Consider the following 20,934-nt stretch of genomic DNA (forward strand, 5'->3'; position numbering starts at 1 on the left):
TGTTTTATGTGAATGATTTACGTTACCTGATAATAGTTACATAGCCTGTCAGTGGTTCAAATCCATTACTGAGTCTGATCACATAGTAGTAGGTGGCCATTGGCAGCTGACTGCCTTTGAAACTACCATCCCATGCTGCATCATAGCCTTTGGAAGAATACACTTTTTGTCCGTACCGGTTAAATACTTCGATTGTGGCGCCTGGGTAGTCGCTCAGATTTTTGATGACCCAGGTATCATTGATATTATCGCCATTCGGAGAAAAAGCATTTGGCGGTTGTACTGCTTTCAGCACTTTCACGGTGAGGCCATCACTGGCAGTACAATTATGTTTACCGGTAGCCGTGAGGGTATAGCTTGCATCGTGCATGGCTTGTATTACAGGCGCCAGCACAGCCGGGTTAGGGAAGTCTGCAGCGGGTTCCCAACGGAAGGTCAGGTTTACTGCATCATTTACCACCGGCTTGAAAGTAATGGTAGTACCCTGTGCTACCACAAAAGAAGGACCTGCATCAATTACCGGTTGCAGGTATACCACTACCTTGTGATTATAGGCAGAAGAGCCGCAACCTGACTGATTGGATACCTGCAGTTGTACCATATATTCTCCCGGAGCGGTATAACGTTTTACCGGAGAACGATCTGTAGAGGTAGTTCCATCACCAAAATTCCACTGCCATTTATTGATGGTGCCTGTTGCATCCGTACTTTGATCGGTGAACACATTATCGGTACCCTGACAAAGCGTATCCGGAGATACTTTGAAGGAAGCTACCGGCTGACCGTAGAAGGCGGTTAATTTTTTCACGGCAGTATTCGTACAACCAAATGCACTGGTTACTTTCAGGGTCACATCAAAAGGACCATAGGCCTTGTAATAGTATACCGGGTCTGTAGTGACTGCACCGGCACCACCTTCTCCGAAACTCCACTGGTAAGTGAGGAGTGATTTATCTTTTACGGTAGACAGGTTTTTGAATTCCGCTTTCCCTTCCGGCATACATACTTTCTCCGGCAGGGTAAAATCTGCTACCGGTAAAGGATGCACCACCACATTGGCAAAGGCGGTATCGCTGCTACAGTTGTGATCGCTCACAGTCACCAGTTTCACCCGATAGGTCGTATCCTGCGGATAGGTAACCGTAAACGGTGTATTGTTGTTATTAGTGGGTTTCGTGCCATTACCCAGATCCCACTTCCAGCTGGTAATCGTACCACCAGGCAGTGTAGATTGATCTGTAAAGGTGGCGATTTGTCCCAGGCAGACGTCTGTAGTTGCAGCAAAGGCAGCTACCGGTTTCGGATATACGACTACTGTGCGGGAAATGGAATCAATACAACCTTTGTCTGTATTAAAGATGTACCAGATGGTATGGGTACCTGCGCCAGCTGTGGCAGGGGTAAAATTACCTGTAGAGTCAGTTGCCGGGCCGCGATAATATCCTTTACCCAATACCCCGTTTAATACACTGGCAGCATCCACCTTCACAGTACCGGGCGTATTCACACATATACCGGTCAGCGCACCATAAGCCAGTTCCGGCTTCAGTTTAAAGGTGGCTGTAATCGTGGTATCCTTCGTACAGCCCTTATCGGTAGTAAGGGTATATTTAATATTGTAGGTACCGTATTTCGTATAGGCATGCGTAGGATCTTTCAGTGTGGACGTATTGGGATTGGCTGGGGTAGCGCCCGCATCTCCAAAATCCCAGCTATGCACTGCCAGATTCTGCACATCCGGTGTTGTGGAATTGTTGGTAAACTGTACCACCCCACTTACCGGCAAGCAACCGGATGGATAGGTGAAAGCCGGCTTCGGCTTCGCATATACGGTAACTGTTTTAGTAGCCGTATCGCTGATACAAAGGTCACTTACCTTCACCACATGTTTGAGGGTGTAGGTTTTATAGGCTTTGTATGGTATGTTCTGTGGCACACCCGTGGTAGCGGTGAGTACCGAGTCATTACCAAAATCCCAGTACCATGTTTTGAATGGCGCGGTGCCCGTGTAGGTAGAGTTGTCTGTTATTTTCAAGGTGCCTCCTTCACACAAAGCTGCCTGGTCTGTGGTAAAAGCAGCTACCGGTTTCGGAAACGCCTGTACAGAGAACGCAGTATCTCCCAGACAGCCATCTTTTGAAATCACCATGAGTTTAACGGCATGTGTGCCGGGCGCAAATATTTTTTTCACCAGCATACCGCTATCTTTCACAGCTCCGGGATATTCCCAGAACCAGCGGTCTATTTTCGGTTCTTTCAGCGTGGTATCTCCTTTAAAATAAACGGTATCAAGGGTACAACCGGTGTAGGCGTAAGTCATCACGGCTCTTGGTTTACCTCTTACCGGCACCGTAAATCCTACCTTCTCGGTATTATTACAGTTTTCGATACTGGGGTGGGTAGAGAATACCGTTATATCATAATCGCCGATAGTACTGAACTGATAAGTACCCGGTAAGGTATATTTATAGTAGGTAATCCCTTTCACCAATACCGTACCTGTGCTGACCGGTGCATTTACCACCACGTCTGCATTAGGTGAAATGGCAGTTCCCAGCGCACTCAGCTTCCATACCATTTTGGTTGGCTGATAAGCCATTAATATGGACAGTTGTACCGGTGTTTGTGTACAGGTAAAGTCATTGATTGATTTCGAAGTGTCGTAAGTATTGTGAATAGCCCCTACTGCATTCAGGTTATTAATCAGCGTACCGGCATTGTAGCCGTAACTTTCCACGCTACCTAATCCATAGGTAATCGCGGTAAAGGCAGAATCGCTGGTAGTAATACATTGTGCGGACGTAGCATCCCATCTTTTCACCACTACCGTATATCCGTTGAGGTTAGGATGCGCATAGGAATAATCAAAAGTGGGGCTTCCGTCGATCCGCAGGGAATTTAAGCCGGCGGTAGGTATGATCATCGTAAGATAGTTCACGCTGATCTGTTCCCGCACATTCCGGTAGAATCCTACCCGTTTAATCGCCTGTTCGATGGGACTGAGATAAAACATTTCCGGATCACCCAGACTGCCGCCATTGCCGCAGGCACCGGATGATGGCATAAACTGCGCTACCAGTACAGGTTTATCGGCCTCTATAAAATCGGCGGTATTGCTGACAAACTCATAGTAGGAATTTGCAATCAGGCCGGTCTGTACTACACCATTCTTTTTCACTACCGTAGTCGGATCTTTCACCACTACTTTAAAAATGCTGTTCTCCAGATTACTGGCAGTACCGCTTTCAGAAGTAGGCGCCGTCAGGTAACGTTTACCCCAGGCCTGGAACGGGAAGATCTGCTGAATGTTGTTATCTCCACTTCCTCCCATACTGCCACAAGCGATAGAGGTTCGGCTGCTGCCGGAAAATACCGCTATTGGATAACATTCTCCGTTGCTGTTGGCAATAGACTTGACAGTAGTTCCGGTTAGTTCCCGTCCCTGGCTGTTGCCCAATGATTCGCCCACCAGCTGGTAGATATCTCCTTTATTCAGGGTAGCGGTAAAAGGCACACCGGCTGGCCGGCCATTACGGCTGGTTACAGATGGGGTGATTTCAATCACGGTGTTGTCATGATTGGCAATGGCAAACATCCAGGAGTAGCAGTTGTTATCATAATACTGCTGGCTGTTCACCGAAATATAGGAATACCCCCAGGTTTCTTCCGGCATCAGCATTGTAGCACCGGAAGAGGCACTGCCATAAATATGTGCATAGGCCACAATTGGCACATTGCTTTTAATATGGATGGATTTATTCTGAAAAACACCTTCTCCGCCGGTTCCTCCGAAAGAGGGCGGCAATGAGTATAAACGCGCATCAATACCGCCTGACTTGGGAATGAGATCCGTGGCTATCACGGAGTTGGCAGGAACGTTATAGGTGCGGGTCCAGGTGGTACCTGTAATACTTACAGTAACCGTTGCCGGATATTCTGCACTGAGGTACAGAATCATTTCCTGGCTGTTGGACTGCCCCATTTCCATAAACTGATGGTGCCCGTAGCCCACCCAGAATTCCTTTCCTTTATTGGAAAGATTCTGGGCATTTGTAAGCAGGGCTACGGCTTGCAACATCAGTACAATTATGGCAAAAAAGCATCTTTTAACCAGTGGACTGACCGGGTGATATGTTAGTTTGGTTGACATCTTGTTTCAATTTTGGACATTGAAATGGTTATTGTTTTACGATCATCTTATCTGTTGAACGAACGATCCATGTCCTGCAGGGTAGCTGTGGGATGCTGTATTGGCACAAGGCCAATACAACATCGCAGCTACTGATATGATTTTATGTTTCATACCATAATTTTTACTTGTTAACGGATCAGGTTCACTACACCTTTCTTCTCTGTTTTCGATCCATCCGTTAAAGTGAAATGACCAACATAGATGTAGACACCGGAAGGCAGTTCTTTTCCTTTATAGGTACCATCCCATCCGATAGTCTGGCTGTTGGTTTCAAAAACCTTTTCACCCCATTGGTCAAAAATGGCCAGGTGCAGGTCTTTGATGATATAGCCATATACCAGCAGTATATCATTTTTACCATCATTGTTAGGTGTAAAGGCATTCGGGATGTATACGCCATCCGGTAAGGTTTTACCTTCTACCGGTTCGGACACTTTATCTTCACATCCTTTGGCACGTACAATCAGGGTAATGCTTTGTACTGGTTTCAGACCAATCACTACGTGTACCAGCCCGTTGCTGCCGGAAGACGGCACTTTCCAGGTAGTACCACCATCCAGGGACACTTCATAGCCGGTTGCATTGACTATGGCATTCCATTTGAAACGGATGGTGTTCACGCCTACGCTATCTACTTTAGCCACAGGGGTTGCCAGTACCGGCAATACATGTACAATGGCCTTGCGGCGTACTTCTCCCGGACATCCGTGGGTAACGGTTTCCAGATAATAGGTACCACTGGCGGCAATAGCGGTAATCGTATAGGTGTTGCCGGTATGCAGCAGATTACCTGCTACAGGGGCGTCATACCAGTTATACAATACGCCTGCTTCCGGATCTTTTACGGCGAGGGTTACGTCTGTTCCACTGCACACTGTCATGGAGTCTTTCACCAGGAAAGCAACTGCCGGTGAGAACACTTCCACTTCTTTGGTAGTATCACCGATACAACCTTCTGCAGCTACAATGCTCAGTTTCACCTGACGGGTACCCGGATATTTGAATCGTTTCACGGTATCTTTCGCATAACCGTAAGTAGTGTCTGCGAAGTCCCATTTCCAGCTGCTGATGCCTACACCATTGCTGGTAGTAGCCAGGCCTTTGAAAGTAGCCACATCATTCACACAACCGGTATAGTCTACGTTGAAGTTAACCACCGGTGCAGGAATCACCTTTATTTCCAGGATACTTTCGAAGCTGTTGCTGCAGCTTTCAATATCCGGGTGGGTAAGCAGAATAGGCACAAAATATTTACCTGGTTTGCTGAATACATACTGTTGCGGCAATACAAAACGATAGTATTTCCGTTCGTTTGCGATCAGTGAATCTGCAGGTACAGGATTTTGCTGTACTACATCTGCATTAGGTGTCAGATTACTAACCTGACTCAGTTTCCAGGTAATTGATGTTGGTTTCACCGGAATCAGCATAGAGAACTGGAACGGTGTTTTAGCACAGGTATAGGTATTTTTATTACCTGTGTTATTCCAAACGTTGTTGAAAGAAGGCAGGATATTCAGGTTTTTCACCAGCGTACCTGCATTATAACCATAGCTTTCCACACTGCCAAGGCCATAGGTAATAGCGGTAAAGGCAGAATCACTGACTACCGAACACTGTGCAGCAGCTGCTGCCCAACGTTTCACCACTACCGTATAGCCGGCCAGGTTAGGATGCGGATAAGTATAATCTACGGTCGGGCTGCCGTCGATTCTGAGCGAAGGCACACCACCGGTAGGTATAATCAGGGTGAGATAGTTTCTCGTGATAGATTCTACCGTGTTACGGTATAAACCTACTTTTTTGATACCCTGTTCCAGCGGGCTGATATAGATCATTTCAGGGTCGCCATCACCACCGGTGTTCGGACAACTTCCTGAAGACGACATGTATTGCGCCACCATTACCGGCTGATCTGCTTCGATATAATCAGCGGTACCACTTTCATACTGATAGAAACGGTTATTGATAATACCTGTCAATGCCACACCATTCCGTTTCACAACGGTAGCCACATCTTTCACCAGTACACGGTAGATGTTGGTCATCAGCGAGGTAGCACTGCTACTGTTGGATGTAGGTGCAGTCAGGTATTTTTTACCCCATGCCTGTGATGGGAAGTTCTGCTGGATAAAGTTATCACCGCTACCACCTGCAGCACCGCCACAAGCCAGGCCTGTACGGCTGCTACCGGAGAATACAGCCATCGGATAACATTTACCATCTTCATTCTGAATGGATTTCACACGGCTGCCGGACAGGTCATATCCTTCTGAGGAACTACCCATCATGGCACCCAGTACCTGGTACACATCCCCTTTATTCAGGGTTACGGTAAACGTCTGATTAGCGGGTTTACCAGCCAATGTAGGCACCGATGGCGTGATTTCTACTTTTGTATTATCATAGTCGGCTATTACATAGAACCAGGAATAGGTACCGGTTGTGGCGTAATTCTGACGGGATGATAACGTAGAATAATCATATCCGTAAGTACCTACCGGCAACAACATGGTAGCACCGGAAGAGGCACTGCCATAAATATGTGCATAAGCCACAATTGGCACATCACTTTCAATACTGATACCTTTGTCAGAGAGACCTTCTTCCACCAGGCGGGCATCATTCAATCCTGATTTAGGGATGATTTCCGTGGTGATGGTTTTATTCGCCGGGATACGATACGTACGTTCCCATGCGGTACCATTGATACGTACCGTTACGTTGGAAGAATCCTCTGCGTTGAGATACAGTACCATGTTCTGATCGTTGCTCTGCTCGAAGAACTGGTGATAACCATATCCTACCCAGAAGCGGGTTCCTCTGTTGGAACTATCTGCCGGTTGTATTACCTGTACTGTTTTCTCACTACCATTCAACCCTGTGAACTTGTCGAAATAATGCAGGGTGCTGTCGGTAATGATATTCTTGCTATCATTTACGGTACTTAAAGAATCTACTTTCCAGGTATTGGTACTATCCGTACGCGCCAGTCTGATATCTTTCTGGCGTTTGATAAACCCTTGCCAGGAATCCACATAGAACTGCTGGATATTATAGTTATACCTGCTTCCGGATGGGGTTACATCCACGTCTGTATAAAAATACATATAGTCGGTACCGGTAGCAATATTCGGTGGTTTCACACCGGAATAACGTCTTACAGCAAAATCTGTAGGAATATCGGCGCCTGGTATCCAGGTAATTTTAGTTACGGTATCAGACCCAAACATAAAGGCCTGTGTTACGCCTGGCGCTGCAACAGCCGGGATAGCCGGCAATGCAGGAGGTGTTACCGCCGGCAGGAATTCATAGGCACCCATATCCGGTACACCAGCCGTCAAAGTCGTAGGCCGGTTATTACCCAGGATGTCTTTATCATTTTCCGGTACCTGTACACCACGTCCATGGATAGCCCAAACATGCGGATTGTTTACATCCGGTTTCAGTTCGTTATCATCCACGAAAGCGGGTTTATAGACAATGGAGCTGATGTCCAGTCCTGCCGCGTTTTTATAGGCTTCCAGGTTCGCATAGGCAGCACCTGGCCATCCTCCTCTTTGTACCAGTACACTACCTTTGGTATACAGTGTATTGTAATCGCTTTTCAGGTAAGCCGGATCCGCAATATACAAGGCACGACCAGTAGTGTCGTTGGCAAAAATGTTATTCTTTATTTTGATGTTATTAGCATAAGTACCACTATGGTTAAAGGCGCCGGCATAGTTTTCACCGGTGGCAGAAACCGTACTGTTTAATACACTGTTATTGTAATAATCGATATTGGTACCGCTCGTGCTATACAAGCCATAAGCGCTGGTAGCGGAAGTTTTCACACTGATGATGTTATTCACCACTGTCGCCTGTGCTACGTCATCCAGTTCCATACCATATACCGTACTGGTCAATCCTGTTCTGGCTATAATCTGGTTACCGCTTACACGGGCGCGTTCACCTGTCAGGGCTTTACTGCTACCCACATAAATACCCATCACTTTCAAGGTAGCATTACTGATGTTTACCTTGTTATCATTAATCACAAAGCTGGAATCTGAATTATACACATAGATACCAGTGGCGCCGGAAGCACCAGGTGCATTCTGTGTGATGATGTTTTTCCGGATTTTCGCCCTTCCAACATAATCCAGATCAATGGCTCTTGCATTGGATTGACTGATCGTATTACTATCAATTACCAAAGATGGTGTTGCCACGTTATAGTCTCCTTTCCAGGAAATGCCATAGCTACCATTCACAATGGTATTACCTCTTATCACGTTGCTGTCACCTTCAAAAGCGTCTGCAAACACCCCTGTTATACTATTACTGCCGGAAGTACTCACTGGCAGGGTAATCGTACAATTAACGATGCTGTCGAAAGCCGCTTTATTATTAAACACCACGCCTCTTGCGTATCTGGTGGATAATGGTTTAAAGGTGATCGCTCTCCAGCTCACATATTTCACGCTGTCCAGCGACAATACATAGTTGGCAGCGCTGGTAGCGGTGTTGGACAATGTTACAGATGATGCGGTGTTGGTTTCACTCTGGAAAGTCACGGTATTTATGCGTGAACTACCCGGAATATGATGCATCACCAGCTGTTCATTGTAGGTACCTGCTTTGGCCAGGAATAAAACCGGACCGGCGATACCACATTCCAGTTTGGAGATAACACTGCTGAATGACTGGAAGTTGGTTGCACTTACAGGCAGCGCAGGATTAATGGTATAGGTTCCTGCCAGTAATGGCGGATTCAGGTTCACTTTCACCAAAGCAGAATAGGCCGTATCTGTACCGGCGCAAACAATTCTGCAACGATAATAATTAGCCACCCCTATTTCTGTATTAAATACACTTACGTACAGGGTATCACTGGCATTTTCCCATGGACCGGTTGCACTGGTCGCACGCTGCCACTGATAAGTCTGGAAGCCACCTTTACTGTTACCGGTGAGATCCAGTTTAATTTTCGTACCCATACAAATAGCCGTAACAGGATCTACCACCGCTGTACCCGGAATAATCGGTTTGGTACACTGCGGGATATTGATTTCCCAGGCACCCATATCCGGTGTAGTGGTACTTCTTGTTACGCCTGCTATATCGATAGTAACACCAGTACCTGCCTTGCCGGAGTTGTCCAGCGGAGAAATCACAGGTGCATAGTTACCAGCAGATGGATCTGCATATACCGGTGCAATAGTCAGCGAGTTACTATCCGCTTTAATGCCTGCTTTCCAGTCTGCATGCGTAGGATAATCTATGTTGGAACGACCGAAGAAGGTTTCACCGGTAGTACTGTTAAGATAAATATCATTGTAGTCAGAAGACAGACCCGTGATGCCGCCATAAGGCAGTTCAATACCTACTCTGGCGCCTCCTCCTGATCTGCGTACATCAAAGATGTTGTTGAAAACTCTCATACCGGCTCCGGAAGAACCGATATTCAACGCCATTGATTCGTCATACTGAGAAGTATTCAGCTGGTCATCCAGTACAATGGTATTGTGATAGAAATGCACATAGTCCGCAGAATAAGCCTGCAATCCGGACTGTGTTCCTTCGCCACGGATATCGGTTACCACGTTATTGAAAACTTTGGCAGGATTGGTACTGGTAGCATCTGCCAGACTAAAACTAATCCCGATGAAGCTACTGCTGGTAGTCGGGTTACCATCAAACATATGATGTACCCGGTTATTACTCACTACTACGCCTTCTCCTTTATCTTCTACCTGGATACCATAGAGTGTGTAGCTTTCGCTCACACGGGTAGGTCTCGACATGGTATTTTTATCGATCAGGGTATAGATCGTATAGGTAGCCTGGATACCACTTTCGTAGAATTCACGGATGGTATTTCCTACTATTTTATTACCGATTACCGGTGTAGCAGATTCTCCATAAATCACGATACCGTATATACCACCGTTGATGTTGTTATTACGGACAACGTTACCATCGCAGCGATTATTGGTACCGGAAGTAGTGCTTCCGTCTGCCCCGTTGATCACAACACCTGCATAATCTCCATACTCTTCTGTAGGGTCTGTCAGAATTTTATTGCGGCTGATGGTGTTACTATCGGCATTTGCCAGCAGGTGCACACCATATCCGTAATCACCACCGGTAGCATCAATCGTCAGACTATCAAAAGTAATATAGTCTGCGCCACGCAGTTTGATAACCGCTCTTTCCTGGTTATCGGACGGCTGGAATTTAATCGTATTGCCGTTACCGTTAAAGGTAATGGTGTTTACGGCAGAAGTACCGGCAATAGAATCCAGTATCAACTGTTCCGCATAAGGTCCGGAACCGGATACCACATTGAAGATAACAGGACCGCTGATACCACATTCCATGGCAGCCTTGGCAGCATTGAAGCTAACAAAGTTGGTAGCACTGCCTGGCGCTCCCTTGTTAATGGTATAGGTACCACCCGGGAAGGCCGGTGACACAGTAAGTAATGCCGGCGTTGAATAAGCCGTATTACCGCTACAAGTTACTGCCACGCGATAATACAAGGTAGCTGTTGCCTGCACCACTGTATCCGGATTCGTCATCGGTGTGCCCAATGAAGTATAAGGTCCACTGATGGTAGCAGCAGTTTGCCATTGGTAGGTTTGTCCTAATCCGATGGAATTATCTGCCAGCGTCAACGTTACCTTCCTGTTTACACATACGGTAGCAGGGTTTACTTTAGCGTTACCTGGTGTTGGCGGCGTTGTACATGGACCAGGCGTAAATTCAATAGCGCCAATATCCGGTGTAGTCGCATTTCTTGTGGTATTGTTCAGGTCTACCGTGATACCATATCCCGGTAAAGCCTTGTTATCCAATGAAGCATTGGTTGGCTGGTAATTACCACTACCCGTACTGGCAAACAAAGGATTCACTGCCAGGCCATTGGTATCCTGTTTAGAAGCGGTCTGCCAGTCCAGCAAAGTCACGGCATTACCACCGGCGTAACCAGTATAGCTGGTAGCTGCAGGAGTTACAAAATAGTCATTCCTGTTGGCGTGGATCACGCTTGTATTGGTACCGAAATAAACCGCATGTTTATTACCGGCACCGGTACGACTAACCGTGATCAGGTTAAATAAAAACTCCAGTCCTTCTGCTTTGGAAGTCTGATAAAAACCACGGGCAGCGTAGCTACCGGTAGCTGAACCACTTCCATCGACTGCAACGGTATTATGATAATACCACACGTTATCGGAACTGGAATTATAGATACCGTACACATCTCCTTTACCGGTAAAATTATAGATCAGGTTATTGGTAACTTTATTTTCCAGCTGCGACAAAGCGTCGGTACCGGAGAAGTAAATACCATAACTGCTGCTGGTACTTCCGCCTGCACCGCCAAAAGGATTACTGATGCGGTTACGGGTAACATTTGCGCGGGTACTCAGCCCGGTAAAATAGATACCGTAGAAGCTGGATACATAGCTTCGCTGGGGTCGGCTGATGATATTATTTTCGATCAGGGTATTAAAGGAACCCTGCAGATGAATACCATAGCTATAAAATTCCAGGATCTTGTTGTTGGTAATTTTATTATTACCATTAGCCATACTGGAGCTACCTGTCATCACAATACCATAGTAGCCACCGACAATGGTATTACCGGTGAAAGTATTGAAATCACATTTGGCATCTCCGGTAGTGGTAGCAGACGAAGCGGAGCTGCTGATCACAATACCGGCATGGTCAGTAGAAGAAGTAGTCGTATCCAGTACAAAGGTACTATTGCTGATAGTATTGTTGTCAGCATCATTTGTCAGGAATACGCCCCATCCATAGGTACCGGAGCCGGTAGCACGGCTTTTTATCACCAGGTTATTGAAAGTAAAATAATCTGCATCATCTAGTTTTATAATAGCTTTATTGGCAGATGTCGGCGCATAAGTCAGCGTATCTCCGTTACCGTTAAAGGTAATGGTATTGGTTGCCGAAGCGCCCGGCACCGGTTTCAGAATCAGTTGTTCCACATAGGGACCGCTGCCGGCCACTACATTGAATATTACGGGTCCGTTGATACCGCACTTCATGTAGTTATAGGCATCACCAAAGGAGGCGAAGTTGGTGCCGCCTGTAGGCTGTGCCTTATTGATACTGAAAGTACCGGAAACGGCCAGTGGCGAATTCACCACTACACTGTTGGAGAAGGCAAATGTATTGCCGTTCTTACAGGTCACCTTACAACGATAATAGGAAGTAGCCGTTTGTGTAGCTGTCAGCTTCGCACTCGTCTGATTGGGGATGTCTGTCCAGGTAGTATTATTGGTAGATATCTGCCATTGATATTCCAGACCGGAAGCCAGCGTGGAACCGGTGAGACTTACATTGAATGTCTGCCCCATACATACCGTAGTAGGGTTGGCAGTAGCGGTACCTGCTACCGGTGTACCGGTACAGGCAGAAGCTGCCGCCCAGCTAAAGATCAGATTGGGACGGCTGGTCATGGTCCCGTTGTTGGTGGTACTGGTAGTACCACAGGCATAGTTGAGGTTATCTGCACGATAGGTATGCGATCCGTTAAACGAAAGGTTTTGGGTGAAAGTAACTTCCGGATTATAGGTATAAGTGAGATTGTTATCGGAGTCCGGAGCTCCGTTACATACTTCCACAACGATGTTATCGGTGCCGTTCCAGAAAAACGGCGTCGAAAAGGTAAAGGTATTCAGGCCTATAACCGGCTGATAGTCTACCGGTCCAAGTACAGTATTACTCCCCGCCACCCAGCTGTTGTCACTGAGGGTAGCATCGGTAGTGGTACCGATTTTGAGCGTGTACTGTTCAATAATTCCTCCGCCATTCAGGCGTTTAACCAGGAATTTAATCGCCGTTATGGCGCCTGTGTTCATACCGGCAGCTCTTAGTTCAGACGCCCTGAAAAGGTATTGCGCCCGGCTGCCTTCAAAATAGTCCTGAAGTGGACAGGGATATCCCGTATTCGTATTACCGGTCGTATCTGTGCCGATTTTTATATCTGTTTGCGCGGCAAGCCGGCACACCAGCATCAGCAATACTCCCATAAGTAATGTCGTTCTACGTAGAAAACGAATCGTACAATTTCTCATATGAGGTTATTTGAATTGATTGATCTATAAAACAATGTTTATGTTGGTTATAATTTCCACGTAATCCATACCCGGGCATCGGCTGCACTTACCATATCATAGCTTTTCTCTCCTGTTTGCACGAGGTAAAAGCCTTCACTGTCTGCCATCTTTGCGCGGGTTTTATCTACCGGCCTTCTGTTGGGAGGTAACCTTCCGAACATGCCGGCATCGTTAAAAATGATTCTGCCATCAGGGGTAAACTCCGGCGGCGTATAGCCGGGACCGTATAATGCCACAGGACCATCTGTTGTTTTGATAATGAAACTGAGCCAGTCGATACCAGTACCAGGGCCTTCTATCTCCGGCCAGTAACAAAGGCCCAGAAAGTCCGGCAGACTGGAGATGTTAAAAGCATCGTCTACACCGTTTACATGAAACCCCTTGTAAGAAACCCAGTACCGGCCAATATCTGCCGCCGCTCTGTACCATCTCGCCGGGGCAGTGGGGTCTACTGCTACCGGCCGGGGTGTAGCCGTAATGGCCGCCTGTTCTCCGCTGATCTTAAAGGTCACTGCATCGTGTTCCCATTTCACGCCATCAAAACTGTTGATTACCGTAGCAGCACTATCTTCAAAGGCAGGAGAAAGTGCAATGCCCGACAACGTATAGTAGTAACCGGTAGTCACCTTTTTCATGTTGCCTTCTTTCATCCAGGTAAAGGTGAGCTGATGCAGCTGGCGGTTTACATGCAGGTCGTATTGCCGCCGGCCGGTATTAAGCCGGTGGAAATAGGTCAGGATATTCACGACACTATCCAGTGCCCGGTTAACCCCTTGTTTGTAATAGGCGGTTTCTTCCTGCTGGGTGGCTTTTATCAGCATAGCCCTGCTGCCATTAAAGCGGCCGGTCAGTAACAGGGTATCTCCCTTCATGCCGTTAATAGCAAATTCAAAATCCGATCCCAGGCCTTTTCCATTTTGTCCGCCACTCACATTGCCGTCCGGATCACACAGCACATGCAGGTAGGAATAGGTATCAAAGAGCAAACAGGGTTGCTGCAGTGCTTTCAGGCGCCAGCTGCTTTCCATAGTTTTATAACTGGCAGCAGCCGTGATATCAGCCAGCATCTCCACCCGGTTGTTATTGGAAAAACGGAAGAAGAAACTAAATACAGTGCCGGGCGTACCGGCAGGATACACCAGTGCCTTCCAACCATAAGCCGCACCTGTAAGTACCTGCTGATAATGTTGGAGTGTATCATTGATACGTGCATCCGGCGACATGCCGAAAAGCGGATCTGTTTCCTTTTTACAGGCACACAAACCAATAAGTATCAGTAATAGGCACAATAGTGTTTTTCTCATACCTGTATTTTTCTGCTTTGCAGCACATCCGGATTTAATAGAGTAACCGTACTATTTCGTTTCTGGTACGGGCCTGCAGGCGATAAAAATCCATTTGCCAGATTGTCTGGTAATAGCTGACTACCTGCGCTTCCTTTGCACGCAAACGACTTCTTGCTTCCGCCTGGGAAATACCATTTGCGCTGAATCCGGGCGGAATACTGTTTACAATGCGATCAAAACCATCCCGGCCTTCTACCAGCATAGTGGCAATCATCTCTGCAAAATCTTCATCATAGGAAGCCATGGCATAAGCTGTTACAAATCCATCGCGATTGGCTTTGGCATTGGAAATATTATTCCAGTTGGCGGTATATAATCCTTTACTGATCTGACGGAAAGTGACCGGATACATGATTTGCTGGTGCAGGATATGCGCAAACTCATGTTCGATGACACGGAATACCTGTTTCACCCGGGCGGCATCTTCCGGTTGGTATCCTTCCATATCTTTGGTGCGGAAATCATTCACCAGGTATAGCACTACTTTGCGTCCGCCTTCTGCAGTACCCAGGGTAATGGTACCGTTCTCATTCCAGCTCGCGCTGCCGGAAAGGATAAAAAACTTAGGGCAGTAACGCTTAAAAAACAGCTCTCCGGCCGCAGCGATATAGGTATCCATCCATACTTTTTTCACAGCCTTCATCACGGGTATTACCTGCGATTCCTTAGGCGGTACCAACGTTTTGTCCAGTTCAAATTCAAACTGGTCCCATTTATATTTTACGGCAATGTTGTACGGTACGGTGAGCGAGTCATACAACCATTTATCCAGCGGACCTTTTACCCAGGTATCGCCGCCCAATCCGGGAATATCTTCCACATCCCCCAGGTTGTCCTGTTTACTGCAAGCTACCAGTAAGCATAAGGTGATAACGCGTAAAAAATATTTCATCTTGGCATTTTTATTTTAGTTGAGACGATGCATTGTTATTATCTTGGATTAAGTGCTATTCCTGCCGTTGTAGCCGATTGTGGTATCTGAAACACCCGGTGGTAATCATCTGCATTGAGCGTTAGTACCTGCCCTTCTTTGGTCTGATGTTCCACGGGAAGTTTATACCGCAACAGATCAAACCACCGCATCCCCTCCTGCACATATTCTGCACGTTTGAAATCAAGGATGGTTCGGATCAGTGCCGACCGGGTATCACTGATGCCATAAAATGCTTTGATACGACCCAGCGTAATGGTGTGCTGTGAAGGATCATAGTTGCGGATCCGTTTAGCGGCAAACAGGTTCAGATCTTCCAGCACTTCACTTACATTCCGTTGCCACGCATTGGCTTCCGCTCGGTTAAACAGCACTTCTTCTGTAGTGAACAAGGGTAACATCACATAGGGCTGGCCGATGGTGCCGTTGCCGGAAGATTTCACGAAATACTCTGTCAGCTTAGGTACCAGATAGTCCTGTGAACCGGTGTAATAAAGCGGATAGCACCAGGCGCCACCGGTTACGTTGTACATAAATATCTGTGCATGGGTGATGTAGTCCATATCATACCGGTAGCGGCCCACATAGCGGCCAAACCGGGAGCTGGTTTCTACCAGTAACAGGTTGGCATTTTCCTTTGCGCTGGCATACAGCTCAAACACCCGTGCCGGCGACAGGCTGGCATATACGGTATTCCATTGCCGCATGTTACTGGCTACATCATTGTTGGAAAAAGTATGGCTGGCATAGGTCAGTACTTTGCTGTAATCTTTCTTAAAGAGGTAAAACCGGGTAGCAAAAGCATAGGCAGCACTTCTGTTGAAATGATATCGCGGTACGCTATAGGCATCATTGCTGATCATTGGTAAACCTTCCAGCAAATCTTTCTCTATCATGTCATATACATAGGCCACTGTTTTCCGCTCATATTGTTTCATCACTACGGTTTCCGGGACGGTCACATAAGGGATACCCGGATTGGTAGCAGCGGTGGCCGGATCATAGATCTGCGCAAATATGTTTACCAGCATAAAGTGGGCATAGGCTCTTGCCAGCAGCGCTTCTCCTTTCTGCGCCCGGTAGTTTTTCGGATCGGGCGCCTGGTTACAGGCCTGCAGCGCCAGGTTGGCGGTAGCGATGGCCGTATAGCAGGCTTCCCAGTATGCTTCAGGAGAATCCTGGGTAATGGCTGTGATATCTTTAAACAGGAACGCTTCTTCATTAGGCCGGTCTATCACACCTGCTCCTTTATCTGTTACATTGTCCGTCATGGATTCGCACATCACCACATAGCTGGACTGCGGATAGGCAGTACCCAACAGTTTCCCTACTTTGGCAGGACTGCTGAGATCCGTCCAGCTACTGTCTGGCGGCTGTTCCAGGTACTTCCTGCAACCACCTGTCAATAACACGAAAATTCCTGCAGATAAAATCAACAGTATTTTAAATATTCGTATAGTGGTTTGCGTTATATATGACAGTATCATATCTGATTATTTAAATACCTGCTTTAATTGAAATGGTAAATTGTTTCTGTATGGGCTGTGCCACGCCGCCGGCGTTAAAAAATTCCGGATCCTGGCCCTGCAGTTTCGGATCCGCACAAATCAGCCAGGGATTGATAGCGGTACCACTCACTGCCACACTACTGAAACCCGCCCTTTGTACCAGCGCCACAGGCAGCTGATAGGTAAGTGAGACGGTTTTAAGACGGATAAAATCTCCCTTTGCCACCCGCTCTGTTGAATAGTTGTAATTGTTATAGGGAAAAGCACCTTTGATCAGCAGTTTCTCGTAGGCATCGAGCATAGAAGGCACATGGGTCTGGTGCTGATCGCCCGGCATCACCCAACGGTCATAAAACTCTTTAGGCATCGCATCCAGGTCTGAATAAGACGTTTTAAAAGCCGGATATAACCGGATTTTATTTCCCCACTGATAGGTAAAAAATACATTCAGGGATAAAGATTTATACCGGAATGTGTTGGAGAAACCACCGGTTACGGGTGGATCTACCGGTCCCGCATATACGAGATGTGCCGTATTCAGATCCTGCAGGTATACATCCGGACTGTTCTGACCATGTTCATTAATGAAAGAAGGCACCCCGGTTTTAGGGTTCAGGCCTGTGTATTGCAAAGAAAACAGGCCGCGTACGGGATATCCTTCCTTGCTGCCTCCTTCTGCCACTACCAGATCGAAAATGCCCGGTATATTCCGCGCATAGGTGATCTTATTGACACTGTAGCCAAAGGTCAGGTTGGTTCTCCAGCCCCAGTCTTTTTTACGGACAATATCTCCGCTCATCATGATCTCTACACCTTTTGAACTGAGGTCGGCATAATTGGCTGCCTTATACATTTCACCTCCGATACCGGAAGTTTTAATAATGCTGATTAAGTCGAAGCTTTTACGGGAATAGGCATCAATGCTGAAGTTGAGCCGGCCGTTATAAAAGCCGCCATCCAATCCGATATTGGTGGTATATAATTTCTCCCAGGTGAGTTCATCATTTTGCAGGTGTGCGAGGCTGATGACAGACTCCACTTCACTCAGGTGTGGTCTTTTGGTATTGATGGCCTGGTATACGATGTTGGAATTGGTAGCTGGTCCCATACTCGCCGTTAATCCGTAGCTGGCACGCAGGGTGAGATAATCCAGGTTATTCATCCGTTGTGCAAAATTTTCCTGGCCGAGGTTCCAGGAACCTGCCAGAGTCCAGGTAGGCAGCCAGCGCGCTTTACGGGATTGTCCCAGGCGGTTGGAACCATCGTAACGGGCGGTAGCTGTGAGGTTGTATTTATTGTTGTAGGCATAGGTACCGGTCACATAAAAGGCTGCAAAGCGGTCATAGTCGCGTGCCATCCCGTAATACGGGAAATTACTTTCAATCATTTGTTTGAGGATACGATAGTCTACCAGGGCATTGCCGCCGTTTTCATACTGGTAGCCGTAGCCTGTGCTCGAAGCATTCTGACGGTCGGCATATTTTACCTGTTGACCAATCAGGACGTTCACATGATGTTTGGTACCGAAGGTGTCGGTATAGTTGAGGTTATTGCGGAAGTCGTAATTAAGCAGCTGATCTTCCGTGCGGTTATAGAAACCACCGGAAGGCAATACAATCACGGGTAAAGCGTCCGGATCATCCGGATCGCGGTACAGAAATTTATTGTTCTGGGCAATGGTAGCATTGCCTGCTGCCCGATAGGCATTGGCCATATTGGCGTTTTCGGTGATCTGGTGTTCGCGCGACGATTTTACATAGCGGATGGCGCCCATAAATTCATAGCGCAGATGCCGGGAAAGCCGGAAGGCCAGATCACCCTGCAGGCGAACATCCATCATATTCAGGTCCAGGTAGTTATTCCGCAGTTCATTCAGGATGTTAAACGGTGCATAGTTTCTGCGGAAATATTCCAGGTTGCCTGCTTCATCATAAGCAGTCAGTGTACGGCTGGTATTAAGTGCATAGCTGAACGGATTGATGTCGAAATCGCGGTCATAACGCCCTTCTACCGGGTTGCTGCTACGGGTGAGGGCCCCGGGGGCTTTTTGGCGGCGTACAGAAGCCAATGCAGAGAAGCCCGCGGTTAAGCGGTTACCAAAGCTATAGTTGTTGCGATAGTTCAGGGTATAACGGGTCACCCTGTCGGCCAGTGTCCAGCCGTTATCACTAAAGAAGCCGGCCGAGAAATAAGACTGGGCACGGTCGGTACCGGAAGCGATGCTGAGGGAATGTTCCTGTACAAAGTTATTGCGGAAGAGGAGGTTGAACCAGTCGGTGTTGGCTTTGGCATAACGCAGTAAAAATGCCCGTTTCCGTTCCGGATCATTCTCCACCGGAAAGTTGCCATTACCATCTGCATCCAGCTGCTCATACAACTTCCCGAAAACACCGATATCTCCCTGAGACAGGATATCGGAAGTAAGAATACCTTTTCTTTCCAGTTCGGCCAGCACCGACATTTGCTGGCCGGAATTCATAATATTAAAGTTGGCATAGGCAGGTTTCAGCTGGGTACTGAAATTACCGTTATAGGTGATGACAGGTTTTCCTGGCCGGCCTTTGCGGGTAGTGATCACCACTACGCCGTTCATGGCGCGGGCGCCATACAGCGCAGTAGCGGCGGCATCTTTCAATATATCGAAGCTCTCAATATCGTTGGCATTAAGGCCGGCAATGGCCGATCCCAGCAAGGTAGCCGGGTCGCCGCTGGATAACTGGTCATTGGAAATATTTACGACATCTTCCAGTATAACGCCATCGACTACCCATAATGGTTTATTATCGCCATTGATAGAAGTAGCGCCACGGATACGTACTTTAGGGGCAGAGCCGAAAGTACCGGATACGTTTTGTATCGCTACACCGGCAATCCTGCCTTCCAGCATGCGGCTTACATCGGTTACACCGTTTATTTTTGCGTCTTCACTTTTCAGGCGGGTGGCTGCACCCGTAAATTTTCCCCGTTCAATTTGTTGAAAACCTGTTACCACTACTTCCTGCAGCCGGGTAGGCTTTTCTCTCAGCAGTACTGTCAGCGGACCGCTTCTGAATTCTCCCATTTTTATTTCTTCCACCCGGTATCCGCTATAGTTAAATAACAGGGTAGCGTCATTGGGTACCCGTTTCATTTCAAACTCACCTTTATCATCCGTGCTGGTACCACGGGAAGAGCCTTTCACAATAATGATGACGCCGGGAACGGGTTCTCCTTTTTCATTAATGACTACACCACGGGCATCGGTAATCCGCAGTACTATCTGTCTCAGTATATTCGTTTCCGTTAGAGAAACCGTTTTAGCACTATTATCATGTTTAATCACGATACGGCCGTATAACACACTAAAGGAAAGAGAATAAGGCGTCAGCAGTTTATGCAGGAGATCTCCTACTTTTTCGTTGCGTGCATTGATGCTTACTTTATTGCCATCGAGTACATCGCTGCCTACATATACAAAAGAGACTTCTGCCAGGTTACTGATTTTTTCCAGGGCATCTTTGAGGATCACATTTTTTAGCTGGATAGTAATTTTTTTGTCAAGCGCATCCTGCATACCGGCACCACGAGCCCGCACCTGCAGCACCGATACCAGGATAATAAAAAGATATATAAAAGGATGGGCCTTTTTAAACATACAATGATTTTATGTGGGTTTCATTCCGGGCAATAGCATCCCATTCCGGCTTTCCGACGAAACCGGGCAACAAAGCGCCTGCTGCCATGCAGTGGATTTTTAATCAGTATAAAATGTCTATACCGGGGTGACTATCCGGAAAAAATTGATTGATAATGTTCCATGTTGTGATTTAGTTCGGTTGATATTTAC

General features: G+C 47.1%; 6 protein-coding genes. All 6 read right to left on the minus strand.

Annotated features, from left to right (window positions below; genetic code table 11):
• Nucleotides 1-22 precede the first annotated feature (22 nt).
• The 6 genes from OL444_RS29405 to OL444_RS29430 all read right to left on the minus strand — a co-directional run bounded on the left by OL444_RS29405 (nucleotide 23) and on the right by OL444_RS29430 (nucleotide 20,742).
• Nucleotides 23-4,150 (minus strand): PKD domain-containing protein, encoded by a 4,128-nt coding sequence (locus OL444_RS29405; protein ID WP_264727345.1) that lies wholly within the window; start codon nucleotides 4,148-4,150, stop codon nucleotides 23-25.
• 170 nt (nucleotides 4,151-4,320) lie between these two features.
• Nucleotides 4,321-13,281 (minus strand): DUF8696 domain-containing protein, encoded by an 8,961-nt coding sequence (locus tag OL444_RS29410; RefSeq protein WP_264727343.1) that lies wholly within the window; start codon nucleotides 13,279-13,281, stop codon nucleotides 4,321-4,323.
• Nucleotides 13,282-13,328: 47 nt separating this feature from the next.
• Nucleotides 13,329-14,627: a DUF4302 domain-containing protein gene (locus tag OL444_RS29415; protein ID WP_264727341.1), complete on the minus strand. Its 1,299-nt coding sequence runs from the start codon at nucleotides 14,625-14,627 to the stop codon at nucleotides 13,329-13,331.
• Nucleotides 14,628-14,661: 34 nt separating this feature from the next.
• Nucleotides 14,662-15,561: a zinc-binding metallopeptidase gene (locus OL444_RS29420; RefSeq protein WP_264727339.1), complete on the minus strand. Its 900-nt coding sequence runs from the start codon at nucleotides 15,559-15,561 to the stop codon at nucleotides 14,662-14,664.
• A 38-nt stretch (nucleotides 15,562-15,599) separates the two neighbouring features.
• On the minus strand, nucleotides 15,600-17,087 hold the full coding sequence (locus tag OL444_RS29425; protein ID WP_264727337.1) for a RagB/SusD family nutrient uptake outer membrane protein: 1,488 nt from the start codon (nucleotides 17,085-17,087) through the stop codon (nucleotides 15,600-15,602).
• Between the two features lie 10 nt (nucleotides 17,088-17,097).
• A complete protein-coding gene (locus tag OL444_RS29430) occupies nucleotides 17,098-20,742 on the minus strand; it encodes a SusC/RagA family TonB-linked outer membrane protein (RefSeq protein WP_264727335.1) in 3,645 nt (1,214 codons plus the stop codon).
• Nucleotides 20,743-20,934 lie beyond the last annotated feature (192 nt).

This window comes from Chitinophaga nivalis, assembly GCF_025989125.1.
Taxonomy (GTDB): Bacteria; Bacteroidota; Bacteroidia; order Chitinophagales; family Chitinophagaceae; genus Chitinophaga; species Chitinophaga nivalis.